At 64.1% G+C, this 16,216-nt stretch carries 20 protein-coding genes; 9 read left to right on the forward strand and 11 right to left on the reverse strand.

Annotated features, from left to right (window positions below):
* Positions 1-101: 101 nt before the first annotated feature.
* From ACMZ6R_RS12440 to ACMZ6R_RS12450, 3 genes are read right to left on the reverse strand one after another with little or no spacing between them, the layout of a single operon-like run.
* Entirely contained in the window at positions 102-929 is an 828-nt protein-coding gene (locus tag ACMZ6R_RS12440) for a J domain-containing protein (RefSeq protein ID WP_416111877.1), read from the reverse strand.
* Positions 901-1,392, reverse strand: coding sequence for a YkgJ family cysteine cluster protein (locus tag ACMZ6R_RS12445; protein ID WP_416111879.1), 492 nt, complete (start codon positions 1,390-1,392; stop codon positions 901-903). The genes ACMZ6R_RS12440 and ACMZ6R_RS12445 overlap by 29 nt, the downstream gene beginning before the upstream one ends.
* Positions 1,393-1,401: 9 nt before the next feature.
* Entirely contained in the window at positions 1,402-1,815 is a 414-nt protein-coding gene (locus tag ACMZ6R_RS12450) for a CoA-binding protein (protein ID WP_416111881.1), read from the reverse strand.
* An 80-nt stretch (positions 1,816-1,895) separates the two neighbouring features.
* On the opposite strand from ACMZ6R_RS12450, the gene mqnC reads away from it, so the two are divergent.
* On the forward strand, positions 1,896-2,939 hold the full coding sequence (gene mqnC, locus ACMZ6R_RS12455; RefSeq protein WP_416111883.1) for a cyclic dehypoxanthinyl futalosine synthase: 1,044 nt from the start codon (positions 1,896-1,898) through the stop codon (positions 2,937-2,939).
* On the opposite strand, the gene ACMZ6R_RS12460 is transcribed toward mqnC, so the two are convergent.
* Positions 2,918-3,820 (reverse strand): DMT family transporter, encoded by a 903-nt coding sequence (locus tag ACMZ6R_RS12460; protein ID WP_416111885.1) that lies wholly within the window; start codon positions 3,818-3,820, stop codon positions 2,918-2,920. The two genes, mqnC and ACMZ6R_RS12460, sit on opposite strands and share 22 nt — an antisense overlap.
* A gap of 128 nt (positions 3,821-3,948) precedes the next feature.
* On the opposite strand from ACMZ6R_RS12460, the gene ACMZ6R_RS12465 reads away from it, so the two are divergent.
* A complete protein-coding gene (locus ACMZ6R_RS12465; RefSeq protein ID WP_416111887.1) occupies positions 3,949-5,169 on the forward strand; it encodes a M24 family metallopeptidase in 1,221 nt (406 codons plus the stop codon).
* A 105-nt stretch (positions 5,170-5,274) separates the two neighbouring features.
* Here the strand turns inward: ACMZ6R_RS12465 and ACMZ6R_RS12470 are convergent, their stop codons facing one another.
* The 7 genes from ACMZ6R_RS12470 to ACMZ6R_RS12500 all read right to left on the reverse strand — a co-directional run bounded on the left by ACMZ6R_RS12470 (position 5,275) and on the right by ACMZ6R_RS12500 (position 11,070).
* Positions 5,275-5,871 carry an FmdE family protein gene (locus ACMZ6R_RS12470; protein WP_416111889.1) on the reverse strand — a complete coding sequence of 199 codons (597 nt, stop codon included), beginning with the start codon at positions 5,869-5,871 and terminating at the stop codon, positions 5,275-5,277.
* Between the two features lie 40 nt (positions 5,872-5,911).
* Positions 5,912-7,036, reverse strand: coding sequence for an iron ABC transporter substrate-binding protein (locus ACMZ6R_RS12475; protein ID WP_416111891.1), 1,125 nt, complete (start codon positions 7,034-7,036; stop codon positions 5,912-5,914).
* Between the two features lie 24 nt (positions 7,037-7,060).
* Positions 7,061-7,831, reverse strand: coding sequence for an ABC transporter ATP-binding protein (locus ACMZ6R_RS12480; protein WP_416111893.1), 771 nt, complete (start codon positions 7,829-7,831; stop codon positions 7,061-7,063).
* Positions 7,828-8,925: a FecCD family ABC transporter permease gene (locus ACMZ6R_RS12485; RefSeq protein ID WP_416111895.1), complete on the reverse strand. Its 1,098-nt coding sequence runs from the start codon at positions 8,923-8,925 to the stop codon at positions 7,828-7,830. The genes ACMZ6R_RS12480 and ACMZ6R_RS12485 overlap by 4 nt, the downstream gene beginning before the upstream one ends.
* Before the next feature lie 393 nt (positions 8,926-9,318).
* Complete coding sequence (locus tag ACMZ6R_RS12490) at positions 9,319-9,717, reverse strand: VOC family protein (protein ID WP_416111897.1); 399 nt, start codon at positions 9,715-9,717, stop codon at positions 9,319-9,321.
* Between the two features lie 196 nt (positions 9,718-9,913).
* The gene (locus ACMZ6R_RS12495) at positions 9,914-10,384 is read right to left on the reverse strand and encodes a cytochrome c3 family protein (protein ID WP_416111899.1); all 471 of its coding nucleotides are present in this window, start codon (positions 10,382-10,384) and stop codon (positions 9,914-9,916) included.
* Positions 10,385-10,587: 203 nt separating this feature from the next.
* On the reverse strand, positions 10,588-11,070 hold the full coding sequence (locus ACMZ6R_RS12500) for a CBS domain-containing protein (protein WP_416111901.1): 483 nt from the start codon (positions 11,068-11,070) through the stop codon (positions 10,588-10,590).
* A gap of 147 nt (positions 11,071-11,217) precedes the next feature.
* Between ACMZ6R_RS12500 and ACMZ6R_RS12505 the strand changes: the two genes are divergently transcribed.
* The 7 genes from ACMZ6R_RS12505 (at position 11,218) to ACMZ6R_RS12535 (ending at position 16,153) form a co-directional block, all read left to right on the forward strand.
* Positions 11,218-11,877, forward strand: a complete 660-nt coding sequence (locus ACMZ6R_RS12505; RefSeq protein ID WP_416111903.1) for a protein-L-isoaspartate(D-aspartate) O-methyltransferase — start codon at positions 11,218-11,220, stop codon at positions 11,875-11,877.
* 18 nt (positions 11,878-11,895) lie between these two features.
* Entirely contained in the window at positions 11,896-12,780 is an 885-nt protein-coding gene (locus ACMZ6R_RS12510; RefSeq protein ID WP_416111905.1) for a P-loop NTPase, read from the forward strand.
* Between the two features lie 157 nt (positions 12,781-12,937).
* The gene (gene pgsA / locus ACMZ6R_RS12515; protein ID WP_416111907.1) at positions 12,938-13,495 is read left to right on the forward strand and encodes a CDP-diacylglycerol--glycerol-3-phosphate 3-phosphatidyltransferase; all 558 of its coding nucleotides are present in this window, start codon (positions 12,938-12,940) and stop codon (positions 13,493-13,495) included.
* A 41-nt stretch (positions 13,496-13,536) separates the two neighbouring features.
* Positions 13,537-13,890 (forward strand): hypothetical protein, encoded by a 354-nt coding sequence (locus ACMZ6R_RS12520; protein WP_416111909.1) that lies wholly within the window; start codon positions 13,537-13,539, stop codon positions 13,888-13,890.
* 1 nt (position 13,891) lies between these two features.
* Positions 13,892-14,218, forward strand: coding sequence for an FtsB family cell division protein (locus ACMZ6R_RS12525; RefSeq protein ID WP_416111911.1), 327 nt, complete (start codon positions 13,892-13,894; stop codon positions 14,216-14,218).
* The gene (locus ACMZ6R_RS12530; RefSeq protein ID WP_416111913.1) at positions 14,208-15,182 is read left to right on the forward strand and encodes a tetratricopeptide repeat protein; all 975 of its coding nucleotides are present in this window, start codon (positions 14,208-14,210) and stop codon (positions 15,180-15,182) included. The genes ACMZ6R_RS12525 and ACMZ6R_RS12530 overlap by 11 nt, the downstream gene beginning before the upstream one ends.
* 59 nt (positions 15,183-15,241) lie before the next feature.
* Entirely contained in the window at positions 15,242-16,153 is a 912-nt protein-coding gene (locus ACMZ6R_RS12535) for a hypothetical protein (protein WP_416111915.1), read from the forward strand.
* Positions 16,154-16,216: the final 63 nt, after the last annotated feature.

Here is a 16,216-nt window from a genome sequence, read left to right on the forward strand (position 1 = left end):
CACGCGCCCCCGTCGAAAGTTTTTGAAGGGGGTCCAGGGGGAAACTTTTTTCAAAAAGTTTCCCCCTGGCCGCCGGAGGCTTCCAACGCCTCTTCCTCTTTCTACTTGGCCAGCAGCCGCAGGTACAGGTCGCCGCGCATGGGGCCGATGCGCCGGCCCATGCCCTTGAGGCGTATGGGGCGGCCGACCACGAAGTCCGGGGGCAGGGTAACTTCCACCATGGTGGGTTTGCTGTTGCCGAGGCCATGGCGGATGCCCACCCGGATGCGGGTACCTGGGAAAAGGCTTGTCGTCGGCAGATGCACGGTCTGTTCGTCGTCGAGCTGTTTTTGGAAGTATCCCTTGAGGGATCCCCAAAAGCCTTTGGTAATATCGAGGGATAGCGCCTTGTCTCCCCAGTGGAAGGAGACCTTGCGCGGTCCCTTGGCCGTGACCGGGCCGCTGCCGGCGGCCGACTTGTTGCGCACCTGCTGGTAGATGTCCTGGAACACCTGCCGGGCGAACGGGTCCTTGAGCAGATCCTGAAGCACTTCCTCGCGGCGGAAATAGAACCCGGCGTCGGCGTTTTGCTTGGACGCCTGGGTATAGGCGGCCTTGGCCTGGCGCTGGCGGTGGGCCTGCCCGGCTGTCGGGTCGGGGCGCGGGCCGGCGCCGGCTCTCGTCGTGGTCTTTTGTCCGGGCTTGGGTCCGGAGCCGGCCTGGGGGCCGGGATCACGGTCGCGGTTGGCATGGAAATGCCGCAGCAGCAGATAGGCTTCGTTTAAACGCTGGAATTTGCGCTTGGCGCCGGGGTCGTCGGGATGCAGGTCGGGATGGAGGGAAAAGGCCAGCTTGCGGTACGCGGATTTGATGGCTTCGAGCTCGTCCGCTCCCGAAACGCCAAGCAGGGCGCGCGCTTCGTCAAGACGCATCGCATCCGCAGGGGCCATGCTCCGTCTCCTCGGCTGGCTGTGGCGGCATGACGGCCAGGGCCTCGGGTGCTCCCACACCCTGAGTCCGGGCCAGTCCATGGCGGCGCAGGTATTCCATGCCCTGGCGGGCGAATTCCGCGTGGTCCACTTCGGGGTTTATGCCCGGGCAATCCTCGGCGGCCATGGCGTGGCTGCCCGCGTCGATGATGTTGCCCCGGAAATACGGCCAGGCCCGGCATACGTCGGGACGGGCCGGATGCACCGAGCACCCTTCATCGTAAAAGATGCAGTAGCCGTTCGTGCCCGTGGCCAGACGGTCCTTGCCGCCGACATGCTCGGCGAACCGCGCCAGCATCGCCTCCGGTGCGAGTTCCAGATGCGCGGCAAGGCGCGTGATGTCACTTTGGGCCAGCATGATGCCGCCCACTCCCTGGCAACAATGGCCGCAACGGCGGCAGATAAAAGCGGCGACTTGCGGCATTGCGACTACCTACCCCCAAAGACGTCGGTGTTCAACCATGATGCAACGATCTTCCACCATGACCATGCCGCTTGGCTGCAAAAGCGTCCGGGCCTCGGGACTGGCGATGCCGGACTGCATCCAAAAGCAGCGCGGCCTATGTGGCAGGGCCAGCGTTTCGGCGGCATGGGCCGGACAATGTTGCGCCGCCCGAAACAGGTTGACGATATCCACCGGGACATCGATCTCGGCCAGGGTCTTGCGGGCGGGCAACCCCCAGACCACACTCCTGGCCGGATGCACCGGAATGACGGTAAAGCCCGCCTCGAGCAGATAGCGCCCGACCATGTCCACTTCGGTGTCGGGACGGTCCTTGGCCCCGAGAAGGGCGATGGTCGCGCCCGGGGCGAGAAGTTCCTTGAGCGTCGCATCGGCGTACAGCACTGCCTGCCTCCGAGAGGTTTTCGTTTGCCGGAAAAAGGTGTATCCGCTTGGCGGCATCCATGCCCGGAGGTTTCGCGCGCATGTCCGTTTCCGCCATCGATCGTATAAGCACTGCCCAGGCCCGGGCCTTGTGGGAGGACGCCGACGTTTTCGCTATCGGCAAAATGGCCCACACCGCGAGGCTGGCCCTCCATCCCGAGCCGGTCGTCACCTACATTGTCGACCGCAACATCAATTATACCAACATTTGCGCCTGCGGCTGCCGGTTTTGCGCCTTTTTCCGCCCGCCCGGACACGCGGAGGGCTATGTCCTTTCGCGGGAGGAGCTTGCGGCCAAAGTGGGCGAGACCGTGGCTCTCGGCGGCTGGCAGATCCTGCTGCAGGGCGGCATGCACCCGGACCTGCATCTGGATTTTTACACCGGCATGCTGGCCTTCTTGCGCGACCGCTTCCCCGAAGTGGCCGTGCACGGCTTCTCGCCGCCGGAGATTGCCTTCCTGGCCAAAATGGAAGGGCTCTCCATAGCCGAGGTGTTGACCGAACTCAAGGCCGCCGGGCTGGCCTCGCTGCCCGGCGGCGGGGCGGAAATTCTGTCCGATCCCATCCGGGGCAGCGTCTCGCCCAACAAGTGCCCGGCCGACGACTGGATCGAGGTCATGCGCCAGGCCCACGCCTTGGGCCTTCGCACCACGGCCACCATGGTCATCGGCCTTGGCGAGACCATCGACCACCGCCTGGAGCACCTGTCGCGCATCCGCGACCTGCAGGACGAAACCGGCGGGTTCACGGCCTTTATCCCCTGGACCTTTCAGCCCGGCAACACCGGGCTCACCGTGCCCGAAGCCTCGTCCTGGGAATATCTGCGCTGGCTGGCTCTTTCCCGCCTTTTTCTCGACAACGTGCCCAACGTCCAGGCCTCCTGGGTGACCCAGGGCCCCATGGTCGGCCAGATGGCGCTTTTTTTCGGCGCCAACGACCTCGGCTCGACCATGATCGAGGAAAACGTGGTGGCCGCGGCCGGGGTGCATTTCCGCATGGAGGAAGAGGAGCTTCGCCGGCTGGCCGTCCGGGCCGGATTCACCCCCGTGCGGCGCAACATGGACTATTCCCGGCGCGAGGATTGATTGTCCCGGCCGGAACGGGTGCTTAAGGCCACGCCGCCAAGGGCCAGTCCCCCGCCGGCCCACTGGGCCGGGGTGAGCGTCTCATCCAGCATGAAGTAGGACAACAGGCAGGCGAAGACCGGAATGAGGTTGAGAAACGCCGCCGCCTTGTTGGCCGGGACCAGACTCACGCCGTAGTTGTAGAGCCCGTAGGCCACGAAGGTGACGCCAAGGCCGAGAAAGACCACGGCCAGGGTCGGCCCGAGCTCGATGTGTTCGGGAAAGGGCGTAAAAAGAAGTACGGGCGCGAAAAAGACCATTCCGGTAAAGGCCTGCATGGCCGTAAGGTAGAGCGGTCTGTGCCGGGCGGCCAAACGCCTGGCCGTGACGATGTAGCCCACAGCGCAGCACATGGCGATAAATTCCAGAAAATTGCCGAGCACGGGCCGGGGCGCGTCCCCGGTCGCCCCGCCAGACGCGCTCATGAGCACCACCCCGCCCACCGCCAGAAGCAGTCCGATACCCGCTTTTTTCTCAAGCTTTTCTTTAAGGAACAGCGTGGCGGCCACGGCGGTCAACAGCGGCAGCATGGCCGTGACCATGGCCGCTTGCGAGACCTGGGTGAGCGTGAGCGCCTTGGCCTCGAACACGAAATACAGGCACGGTTCGCAAAGGGCCATGAAAAGAATCCCCGGCCAGTCGCCCTTGGCCGCCCTGAATCCGCCCATGCGCCGCCAGATGAGCCCGAAGACCAGCGAGGCCAGGGCCATGCGGCAAAAGACCACCAGCAAGGGCGCATACCCGCGCATGGCGATTTTCATGGCGATAAACGAGCCGCCCCACAAGAGCGTGCCTGCCGTGAGGGCGAGAACGGCTCGCCAGGGCGGTCTGTCGTTGGCCATGCACCATATCCGGAGGAAGGTTGTGCGGCGCTGTATCGCTTCGACCGACAATCGGTCGCATTCGTGCGTCGCGCCGGAGCGCCGCTATACCGTGTCGGGTCGTAAAAGAAAACACAAAGGAAGTCGTGATGTTTGAAGCCCTGGAACGTTTGCCCGAAGAGGAAATGACCGCCCGCCTGGCCAAGTGCCGGGCCGCTTTGGCCAAGGTCGCGCCCGAGGCCGGGGGGCTGCTCGTTTTTTCGAGGCTCGCCATCTACTATCTGACCGGAACCTGGGCCAATGGCGTGCTGTGGCTGCCGGTCGCCGGCAAGCCGGTTTTGGCCTGCCGCAAAGGCCGGGAGCGGGCGCTGCTCGAAAGCCCGCTGGAAACGATCGTCGCCTTCCGCTCCTACGGCGACCTCATGCCGCTTTGCGAAAAGGCCGGCAGCCCCATAACGCCCCTTTGCGCCGCCGAGCAGTCGGGGCTGTCCTGGAATCTGGCCGGGCTTTTATCCTCGCGGCTGCCCGGCGTCAGTTTCGTACCCGGCGACGCGGCCCTGGCCATGGCCCAGGCGCAGAAATCGGCCTGGGAACTTACGAAAATCCGCCTGTGCGGCGCGCGCCACGCCGAAGGGCTCATGGACCGCCTGCCGGCCGTGATGCGGCCCGGCATGAGCGAGCGTGAGATCGCCTGCAAGTGCTGGGACGTCTTTTTCGATCTCGGGCACCAAGGGCAGCTTCGCATGACAAACGGCGACGAAATCTTTCTCGGCCATATCGCGGCCGGGGACAGCGGCAACTACCCGAGCGTCTTCAACGGCCCGGTGGGACTGCGCGGCGAGCATCCGGCCCTGCCTTTTTCCGGCTACGCCGGCGCGATCTGGAAAAAGGGCGGCGTGCTCACCATCGACAACGGTTTTACCATCGAAGGCTATGTCACGGACAAGACGCAGGTCTATTTCGCCGGCAAGGCGGCCGATATTCCGAACAGCGTCCGGCGCGGCCACGACCTGTGCATGCGGGTGCAGCAGACCGTGGCCGCGGCGCTTAAGCCCGGCGCGAAGCCGAGCGAGCTCTACGCCCTTTCCCTGTCCATCGTCGCGCAGGCCGGCATGGACGAGGGATTCATGGGCCTTGGCGAAAACAAGGTGCGCTTCCTGGGCCACGGCATAGGACTTGCTATCGACGCTTGGCCTGTTATCGCCAAGGGCTTCGACGAGCCTCTCGAAGCGGGCATGACCCTGGCCCTTGAACCCAAGTTCGGCATCCCCGACGTCGGCATGGTGGGGGTGGAGAACACCTTCGAGGTGACCGAACAGGGCGGCAAATGCCTGACCGGCGACAGGTACGACATCATTTGCATCGAGTAGGGAGGGAAGAAGCCGGGGGAAACTTTTCTGTAGAAAAGTTTCCCCCAGGCCCCCTTCAAAAGACTTTTAATAGAAATATCTGGCTGTTGGGGGATACTTTGAGGGTCAGATTTTTTGCTCCACGGCCATAAAGCAGGGAATGCACAGGGTCTTGCCGGCGAAACGCCGGGAGCGCGACTCCATCACGGATTCGCCGCAGGCCTCGCAGACGAGGCTCGACAGGATGGCCGCCCGTCTGGGGGCCACCCGGGCCGGCTCGGTGCGCGTGAAAAAGGTTTCGGGATCGCTTTCGAGAATCCGTTTGGCGCACCGGATGGCGAGCGCCGGCAGTTCGGCCTTGGCCTCGGCATTTTGGGGGTCGGTGTTGAGGGTCTCGCGCACGGCCGCGAACTCCGGGTCCACCAGCTTGTGCAGGTCCGGCCGGGCAAGCAAACGCACGGCCGCGCCGTCGCGACGGCGGTGGAAGGTGAAGGCGTTTTTGCCGTAGTCGCGGTGTATCAGGTTGCCCTTGCCGTAGGTGCAGCCCATAAGCGCCTGGATGGCGTCCACGGCGCACATGTCCGTTTCGACCACGGCCACCACGTCCTCGTCGCCGTCATGGCCGCATACGGCGAGGCCAATGCGTGCCGCCTGGATGCCGATGGCCAGCCCCGGACACATATGCCCGTGGTAATTCACCGCCCGGGTCGTCAAGGCCGCCACATCGTCTCTTATTTTTTCCGTTTCCATGTCTGTCCCCACTTTACGGCTGGGTATTTTTGAAAAATGCCGGCTTTTGGCCAAGCGGCCCGAAATCGCGGGCCATTTGCGCATAAACGGGCTTGCCCAGCAGAAACCGGTAGATTTCGTCGGCCTTGGCCGCTGGATCGATATCGGCGAAGGTTTGCGGATAGAGGATTTTCCCGGCCGCATAGGCATCGGCCACGATGGTGTCCAGATTGGTCAGGTACATGACGAAGGGATAGAGCACAAAGACCTTCCCATCCTTCACCGCGCGCAGGGACCCGACGAATTCGGGCTGTTGGCTGTATTCGTCGGCCACCAGCGTCAGTCCGGCGGCGTCGACGAAAAGCACATCCGGGTTGAAGGCCAGGAGTTGTTCCTTGTCGATGAAGGCATGGCCGTCTTTCGTGACGCGACCGGCCAGATTGTCGGCCGAAAGCCACTCCAGGGGGGCATACGGGTTGTCGGTGCTGGTGAGTCCGTGGGTACCGCGAAGGCCGGTGCCGCCGACGTAGACCGAGGGCTTGACGTAGCCCGGCGCGGCCAGTCCCTTTTGCGCCCGGGCCCGCACGTCGGCCTCGGCCTTTTTCATGAAATCCGCCACCGCCGCCGCGCGGTCCGGGCAGCCGAGAATGTCTCCGGCCAGGGCCAGACTGTCCAGGACCTTGGGATCGTAGCGGGCGAACTGGCCATAGCTCAAAACCACCACGGGAATGCGCAGTTTGGCCTGCATGGCCTCGGCCACGGCCGCGTCCATGGCGGTTGCGAAAATGATTTGCGGCGCGACGCCGAGCACGGCTTCCAGGTCAGGCTCCTGGTTGATGCTTTTGGGGCCGCCCGGACCGATGATAGGGAGCTTTATGAGCTCCGGATGGGCCAGGCTGTAGGGGCGACCGGTACGTCTGTCCTTTTCGAAGCGCTCGACGCCGACCACCCGGTCTGTGGCCTCGAGATAGGCGATGAGCCGCAGACTGCCCGGTCCGAGGCAGATGATGCGTCGGGGATTTTCCGGCACCGTGACCTGGCGTCCGGCGGCGTCGGTCACCTGCCGCGTCAGGGCTTGCGTGCCCGTCGCGGCCGGAGCTGTGGCGGTCATGAGGACAAAGGCGCAACACAGGAAAAAAACGCGAAACGGATGCGGCATGGCGGTTTCCTTTGGGGGCAAGGGTTAGGCGGCGTCGGCAACGCCCAGGGGCGCGGCCACGGGATGGCCGCCCACCTCGCCGAAGGCCACCTCCACGCCGTAGACCGCGCGCACGATCTCGGGCGTCAGTTCCTTGGCGTCAACCCGGGCCAGGACCGCGCCCCTGGAAAGCAGCACGAAATCGTCGGCAAAACGCATGGCCTGAGACAGGTCGTGGAGCACGGCGGCGGCGGCGACGCCCTGGCCGGCCACGGCCTGCCGGACGATGGCAAAGACTTCCAACATGTTTTTGAGGTCCAGGCTGGCCGTGGGTTCGTCCAAAAGCAGCACGTCCGGCTCCTGGACCAGGGCCCGGGCGATGGCGGTTTTTTGTATTTCGCCGCCGGAGAGCGCGTCGAGGCGACGAAAGGCCAGGGCGGAAAGGCCGAGCCTTGTGAGCACGCCTTCCACGATGCCCATGTCCCGCCGCGACGGGCGAAGCCCCATGTGGGGCCGTCGGCCGAGCAGCACGGCCTCGAACACGGTCATGCCTTCGGCCTGCTGGGACTGGGGCACGTAGGCGATGCGCCGGGCCGCCTCGCGCCGGGACAAACGAGGCAGTTCCGCCTCGCCGAGGCACACCGTGCCCCGGTGGGGCCGGATCAGGCCGCCCAGGCACTTGAGCAGGGTGGATTTGCCCGCGCCGTTGACGCCGAGAATGGCGGTGACGCGCCCGGGCGCAAGCTGCAAGCTCACGCCGTCGAGTACCGCCGCACCGTTGTAGGCAAACGACAAGTCATGCGCCGTGAGCATCATGTCCGGCTTCCTCCCCGCAGCAAGAGAAAAAGAAACAGCGGCGCACCCATAAAGGATGTGAGCACGCCCACGGGCAATGCGCCCGTTCCCGCCAGCAGCCGGCCGGCGGTATCGGCTCCGAGCAAAAGGAGCGCACCCCACAGCCCGGCATGGATGGCGAGCGGGCCATGATCACAGCCCACGAAGCGTCTGGCGATGTGCGGGGCGAGCAGGCCCAGAAAGGCGATCACGCCGCATACGGCCACCACCACCCCGGAACAAAGCGCCGCCAGCCCCATGCCGACAAGGCGCAGGAGCTTGGTGTTGACGCCCACGCTTTTGGCCACGTCGTCGCCGGCCAGCAGGGCGTTTAAGTCCTGGCGGGCGTAGAGGCAAAACCCGCCGGTGACGGCGGCGGCAAGGCCCATGACGATAATTTGCGCGCCCCTGGCCCGGGATACGTCCCCGAAGCTCCAGAAGACGATGGCCGCGAGCTGGAGTTCGTCGGCGTAGAACTGGATGAGGATGGTGCCGGCGGTAAAAAGCGAGGAGAGCGCCACGCCGCAAAGGATGATCGCCTGGGGACCGAGTCGCTTGACCAGGGCCAGCCCGGTCACCAGCGCCGTGGTGCCCACGGCCCCGGCAAAGGCGCACAGGGACATGGTGAAGACGCCGCCGATCCGGGCGAATTCGGCGCTCGACGTGGCCAGGGCGTTGCCGGAAAACGCCCCGGCCCCCAGGAACACGATGCCGCAGGCCGCGCCAAAGGCCGCGCCGTGGCTGATGCCGAGGGTAAAGGGCGAGGCCAGCGGGTTGGACAGCAGGCTTTGGGTCAAAACGCCTGAAACGGCCAGGCCGAAGCCGCCGGCGATGGCGGCCAGGATGCGCGGCAGCCGGATGCCCGTGACCACCACCGCGCCCGGTCCCTGCCGGTTGCCGGCCAGAACGGCCAGGATGTCGGACAGGCCGAGGTCGTAGCTGCCGGCGGCCAGGGCATAAAGGGCAAGGGCGACAAGGGCGGCGCACAGGACGAGTGCCTTGGCCTGCTTGGCTTTCTGGCGGGCCAGGTGCCCGCCGGCAAGGGACGTCGTGGGGGCCATGCAGGAAGACGGCATGGAAGATGCGTAATACGAAATAAAATATTTTACAACATAGAGAGAACTCTTTTCAATTTTCTATCCTATTTGTCGGAAAAGAACGCGCACCGTCACCGTACCACGGGGGTTAAGAAAAAAATCATATGCGGCCGCTCAAAAGGCCTGGCCAGGGAATAGAGCCCGAGCAACGCCAAGCCGAACCGGGGTTTGAAGCAGAGAAGCGCCGGACAACGTTCGGCCAAAAGCGCCCGCCCCGGAACCGCACACAAGCGCCGCCCCGACGGCAAGGGCCAAGACAAAAAGGAGCAACCGCGGGTAAACCCGGAGTCGTCAGGGCGTCAGCAGCGCGTTTTTCACCGAGAGAATCCGGTCCGTCCGCAATGCCGCGGCGCTCCGTTTCGTCGTGCCCGCCTACATAGGGTCCATTTTGAATGTGATCAGCGACAGAAAAGCGCCCTGGGGGTCGCCGATCACGCAAAAGCGCCCGATGCCTGGGATGTCGGTCGGCTCCTTGTAGACGGTGCCGCCAAGCTCCACGGTTTTTTTCGCCGCCGTGTCCACGTCGTCCACGGAAACGTATGAGCCCCACACCGGCGGCATTTTCGCCGCTTCGGGCGGTATGGGCATGATGCCGCCGACCGCCGCGTCTCCGGCCTTGACGATGGTGTAGGTCATGCCCATTTCCGGCATGGGCTTGTCCTCGGTGGTCCAGCCGAGCAGCTTGGCGTAAAAGGCCTTGGCCCCTTCCACATCGGTGGTCATCAGTTCGTTCCAGCTGAAAACGCCCTGCCTGGTGAAGTCCTCTCCCATGATCGCATCTCCCGTTTTTTCGGGATGACCGCCAATCGGCTTCCCCGCATGATTTCCCTACGAAAAAGGGGGCGAACTGGCAACAAGGCGGGGGCGGCGCCAAAGCGCGATTCGCTCGGGCCGGATGTCGCATCGCCCATAAAAAAAACCCCCGCAAAAGCGGGGGCTTTGTCGGCGGAGCCTTGTGAACCCTGCGTTACTTCTGGGCGACGTGGTGGCAGCCGTTGTTGGAACAGGGGGACACGGAAAGGGGCTTTTCACCCTTTTCCTTGCGGGCGATGTTGGTCTTCATGTGGCAGCCGAGGCAGCTGTTGGCGGCGTTCTTGTCGTGGAAGGCGCGGAAGTAGGACATGGGGTCCTGACGTTCCTTGAGGTTGTCGTGGCAACCCTCGGTGGCGCAGCCTTCGATCTTGCCCTTGCCGTCCCACATGTGGTGGCAGGTGACGCAGGGAATATTGCCGTGCTGGCCGTGGGAAAAAGTGACGGGCGCAAAGCTGGTCTTCAGCACCCCGGCCGGGCGCTTGAAGGTCAATTCCAGGGGATAGCAGACAGTGGACTTGGTATCGACGATCGCGCTGAATTTGCCGCCCTCGCTATAGGCCGCCGAGGCCAGCGCCAGGGTGAACACGAAAAGGACCAACATGGAAAACATGACCTTGGAACGCATCCGACTCCCTCCTTAAAAACTCCAACAAACGGTGAATGGATCTTGCCGCTGCGAATACACAGGCGGCCGTCGCAGGCGTGAGCCCCGCCGCCGTAATTCAAGTAAAAAGCGTAAAATTTCACAAGTCGGAAGTCAACAGATTTTCCAAAAATACCGTTGTCCCAAAGCGGATGCGTCCGGTCGGCCGGAGGCCGTCGCAGCGCCTATTGCCGGTCGTCGGCGTCGCACGCTTCCTCGGGGCCCTCGCCATCGAATTTTTCACTGGCTTCCAGGGCATCCATGAGGTCGAGGCTTAGACGGATGAAATCCGAGGCGGTGATGATGCCGACCAGCTTGCCGCTTTCGACCACCGGCAGACAGCCGTATTTCTGGGTCAGGAGCACCTCGGCCGCCTGGCGCAGGGGCAGCTCGGGCGTGGCCATGGCCACGTCGGCGCGCATGACCTCGGCAATGGGGATGCCGCCGTATATTTCATCCTCGGTGGTCTGGTCGATTTCGGCGAGCCGGGACACCGAGGCGGCCAGTATGTCGCGGTGGGTGAGTAACCCCACGAAGGCACCGGCGACGTCGATGATGGGAAGATGGCGGATGCGGGCATCTTCCATGGTCGTTTTGGCCGCAAGCAGGCTGTCGGTATCGCGCAGGGCAATGAGGTCCTCGGTCATGAGGTCGCGGGTGAGCAGCATGGAATCCTCCTTGTCTGCCGGAGATGGCATTGCCGGCTTGCCCTGTCAAGCCGGTCCGCGTTGACTTGAGGCGGAAATTCTGTTTTCCAAATAGGATCGCGCCGGCGCGCGGGATGGCCTGACATCGGGTCGGGCAGAGGGCGGAGGATGAACGGGGCGGAGCCGACAATCGATTTGAAGCGCAATCGGGACCGCATGGTCCGGGACCAGATCGAGGCCCGGGGCGTATCCGATCCCGAAGTGCTGCGGGCCATGCGCAAGGTGCCCCGGCACTTGTTCGTGGAAGAGGCCCTCATCCCCCAGGCCTACGAGGATCATCCCCTGCCGCTCGGCCACGGCCAGACCATCTCCCAGCCCTATGTCGTCGCCTGGATGACGGAGCTGCTGGAGGTGAAACCCGGACTCCGCGTGCTGGAGATCGGCACGGGCTCGGGGTATCAGGCGGCGGTCCTGGCGGAGATGGGCGCGTACGTGTTCACCGTGGAGCGGGTGCGTCCCCTCCAGGCGGCCGCCCGCAAGCGTCTGGAGGGATTGCGTTACCTCAAGGTGTGCTTCAAGCTCGACGACGGCACGTTGGGCTGGCCCGATGCGGCCCCGTTCGACCGCATCCTGGTCACGGCCGGCGGCCCCAAGGTGCCGGAGCCGCTCATCGAACAGCTCGCCGATCCGGGCCGCATGGTCATTCCCGTGGGCGAGACCAGACGCAGCCAGCGGTTGCATGTGGTGCGCAAGGAAAACGGCCGGGTCGTGGCCCGAAGGCTCGGTGAGGTGACGTTCGTGGACCTGGTCGGAGCCCACGGCTGGTAGCCGCAAGGGAGAAGGCGCATGGCGCAAGGAAGTTCCTGCCGGTCCTGTTCCGGCAAGCCTGAAGCCCCGGGGCGGGACGCCACCCGCGAGGGGCGCATCGGCGAGACCCTGGCCAGAATCCGCTACAAGATTTTCGTCATGAGCGGCAAGGGCGGGGTGGGCAAGAGCTCGGTGGCCGTCAACGTGGCCTGCTCCCTGGCCGACGAAGGAGCCAGGGTGGGGATTTTGGACGTGGACCTCCACGGCCCCAACGTCACCCGCATGCTGGGCATTTCCGGAGCCATGGAAGCCCGGGGCGTGGCGGCCATCGCCCCCAAGCGCCTGGGCGAGAATCTGCTCGTGGTCTCCATGCAGTCCCTGCTGACGGACCCGGATCAGGCGGTGCTGTGGCGCGGCCCCATGAAGACCACGGCCATTCGCCAGTTCATCGCCGACGTCGACTGGGGCGAACTCGACTACCTGGTCATCGACTCCCCGCCCGGGACCGGCGACGAGCATCTGGCGGTGCTCAAAACCGTGCGCGACGCCCTGTGCGTGCTGGTGACCACGCCCCAGGAAATCTCCCTGGACGACGTGCGCAAGACCGTCAATTTTCTCCAGTACGCCAACGCCAACATTCTGGGCGTGGTGGAAAATATGAGCGGGCTCGTGTGCCCGTATTGCCACAAGGAAATCGAGCTCTTTAAAAAAGGCGGCGGCGAGACCCTGGCCCGGGCCTATGGCCTGGAGTTTCTCGGGGCCGTGCCTCTCGATCCGGCCACGGTGGTGGCCGGGGATCTGGGGCGGCCGGTGGTGCGCCTGGAAGAGGACTGCCCGGCCAAGAGGGCCTTCGCCGCCCTGGCCCGATCCATTGCCGCCGCCTGCCACTCGAGCCTCGAGGCCGCCGCGTCGCCCTGTACTTGAGACAGGCCGGGCCGGCATTTTTCCACGCCGCAAACGCCCCGGTCGCGTCGCGCGAGCCTGCCGCCGCCGGACCGAATGCCGCCCGAGGCTTTACGCCGGCCGATGATTGCTTTATTTGCCTGCGAGCCGTCCTTTTTAACACCAAAGGCCAATCCCCATGTTCAATCTCGCCAACAACCTGACCCTCGCCCGAATCGCGGCCGTGCCTATCCTGGTGGTTTTGCTGTATTTCCCAGGAAGGATCACCTGCCTCGTGGCCTTGCTCTTTTTCATTGCCGCCTCGGTGACCGACATCATGGACGGGATGGTGGCCAGACAGCGCAACCTCGTGACCACCTTTGGCAAATTTCTCGATCCGCTGGCCGACAAGCTGCTCGTGAGCTCCCTGCTCATCATGCTGACCCGGCTCGGCTGGGTGGAAGCCTGGATTTCGGTCATCATCATCGGCCGGGAAATCGCCGTTACCGGGCTTCGGGCCATGGCCATCGACCATGGCGTGGTCATCGCGGCCGACCGTTTCGGCAAGCTCAAGACCATTTTGCAGATGCTGGCGCTGTGCCCGCTGGTGCTGCATTACCCCTGGTTCGGCTTCAATCCCGTGCCGCTTGGAAATATCCTTTTGTATCTGGCCGTGGTATTGACCCTTGTATCCGGGGCCAATTACTTTTATGGATTCGGGAAAAAAGTGATCTGGGCCAAAGGCGCCCCCCGGTAGGACGACGGCCCGCCTGGACGGAAAAAAGTAAGTACGACGCTATGAAAGCCAAAAACATTTCCAAGCTGGCCAGACGCCGGATCCGCGTGCGGCCGGCCGGCGGTCGAGGGGCGCGCGGCGCGCATCGACGCGACGAGAACCTGTCGGCCCGCATCGAAAACTGCCTGCATACCATCCTGGAGCTCGAGCCGGACCTGGAGCGCCTCCAGTTCGGCCACTATCTGCTGCGCGACTTCAACATCCTCAAGATGTTCCTTTCCCACGTCGAGGAAATCGAGGTACAGGAGCAGGACGTGGCCCGCATCGAGGCGGCCACGGAAAATTTCCTGAAGGAGCTCAAGGAACCTTTGGAGCAAAACGAGTACAAACGTTCAAAAAAGTACGTCGTGCAATGATATGATCTGGCGACGGTTCCTGCTGACGGGCCTTATCTTCTTCAATATCTTTCTCCTCTATAATCTTATATGGAGTGATAACGGTATTTTTGCCTATCTGGAACTCAAGACCCGCCATCAGCAACTCAAGGAACGCCTGGAAGCCATCAACGACCATTCCCTGGACCTCAGTCAGGAAATCCGCTGGCTCAAGACGGATCGCGCCTTTACCGAAAAGATGGCCCGATCCCAGATGAATTACCTCAAGGGAAACGAAATCCTCTACCAATTTCCCAAAGACTCCCCCGCACCCGAGCAACAGGAGGGGCAGAGGACCGATGGTCAATAAAATCGATTTTTACCGGGAAGTTCTGGAGATCGAACCCAATTCCAAGATCTTCTTTCCCCTGGCCCGCAAGCTGGCCGAGCAGGGCCAAACCGATGAAGCGGCGGCCGTGCTCGCCAAGGGCATCACCTTTCATCCCGATCATCTCGAGGCCAAATTTTTCCTGATCGAACTGCTTACCGGACTTGACCGGCAAGGGGAGGCGGACGCGGTCTTTGCCGACGTCGGCAAGATGCTCTCCAACTACCCCTCGGTCTGGCTGCTGTGGTCCCGCGAAGCCGCCGCCCGGGCCAAGGACCCGTCGTTGGCCATGCTTTTTCTGGCCAACTATTTTCAAAACCAGACACTTACCTGGTCCGAGGTCATGGAGCGGGGGCTCAAAAGTCTGCGCCGGAGCGCGCCTGGGGCGGCGCCCGGGCATACCCCGGACGACGCCGCGGCTTCGGAGCCGCCGGCCGCGATGCCCGAGCCTGCGCCAGTCGCGCCGTCCCGGGAGGCCGTAGCGCTCAAGGAACCCGAGCCGGCCTCACCGGCGGCTGCGCGGGCGCCCGCCGAGGCCGGCGGCGAGGCCCCGCAACTGCGCGGCGCCAGGGAAGTGATGGAACTGGCCGAGATTCTGGAACCGCCCGCGGAAACCGGCGACAAAGGCAAGGCGCGTTCCGGCAAGGGCCGCGACACCGCCGTGCGCACCAAGACCATGGCCGCCGTGCTGGCCGAGCAGGGCGACACGTCCGGGGCGCTTGGCATTTACGAAGAGTTGCTCCGCTGCGCCCCATCCGAAACCGAGCGGCAGGATATCGAGGCCCGCATGGCCGCGCTTGCCCCCGGCAAGGGGGGAGCGACGTCCGATGCCCCGGCTGTGGCTGACGTCGCCGACGACACGGCCGGCAAGCCCAAAAGCGCGGCCAAGCTCGTCAGTTTCCTGGAGGCCCTGGCCGGACGCCTGGACGCCCGGGCCGAAAGCTGACGCCGTAAGACGATTCCGGCGACCGCCTGATCCCGTACAATCTGGAACTTCAAGAGGAAATGGCCTTGAAACGCACTGTAAGCGCGGCCCTTGCGGCCTTGTGTTGCCTTCTTTTTCTAAGCGGTTGCGGCTCGATCAAGACCTCGTGGCGCGACACCAAGAAACTGTACCGCGAGTACATCAATACCGACCCGACCATCGATTTCTCCGCCCAGGGCATCACCGACAAGGGGCTGCAACGCCTTGCCGCCCTCATGATGCCCGTGGATGAGCGTCTCATGGCCATGCTGCGCGCCCTGGGCAGCCAGGACACGCCCCCGGAAAACGAATGGTGCCAGCAGTTTTTGACCAACCATTCCTGGATTTCGGCCGTGTCCGTGCTTGACGCCTCCGGCGCGGTCCAGTTTCAGGCCCCGTCGGTGTCCATGCGGCCCCTCGATTTTGCCGGGCTGTTGGAATTCGGCGACCGCTACAAGGTCCGCAAGATGGGAGCCCAGGTCAAAACCGACGAATTCGGCACCGTGGTCATGGTGGCCGCGCCGTATTTCAAGAACAACGAGTGGGCCGGCCTCGTGGTCGCAAGCTTCGATCCGCGCAATCTGGCCAAATTTTCGCCCCATCCCGACGCGCTATCCATCCTGTCCACCGAAGGTGTGGTCTGGGCCGGCGGCGGCCAGGGCGGAGCCCTTGCCGGGCTCAAATGGGACGAGATACTCAAGAGCTCGGTCAACGGGGAAATCACCTCCGGCGGCGGGGAGTATCTCTGGCAGGCCCGCTATGTCGGCCAGCTTGAATTCATCTACGTCACCGACGCCCGGGAAGCGCGGGCCACGAAACCGGAACCGGCCAAGGCGAAAGACGCGCCCAAGACCGATGCGCCCGACGCCGCGACTCCGGATACAGCCGCGCCGCAAACGCCCGAACCCGGGGCTTCGCAGGGGGTGCCGGCGAGTCCCCCCGCCAATCCTTAGAGGCTGCCGCGACACGTCCTCATGGCCGGCGGCCCGGGCCGCCGGCTTTTTTATTTGCGACAA

The organism is Solidesulfovibrio sp. C21, from assembly GCF_047785625.1.
GTDB lineage: Bacteria > Desulfobacterota > Desulfovibrionia > Desulfovibrionales > Desulfovibrionaceae > Solidesulfovibrio.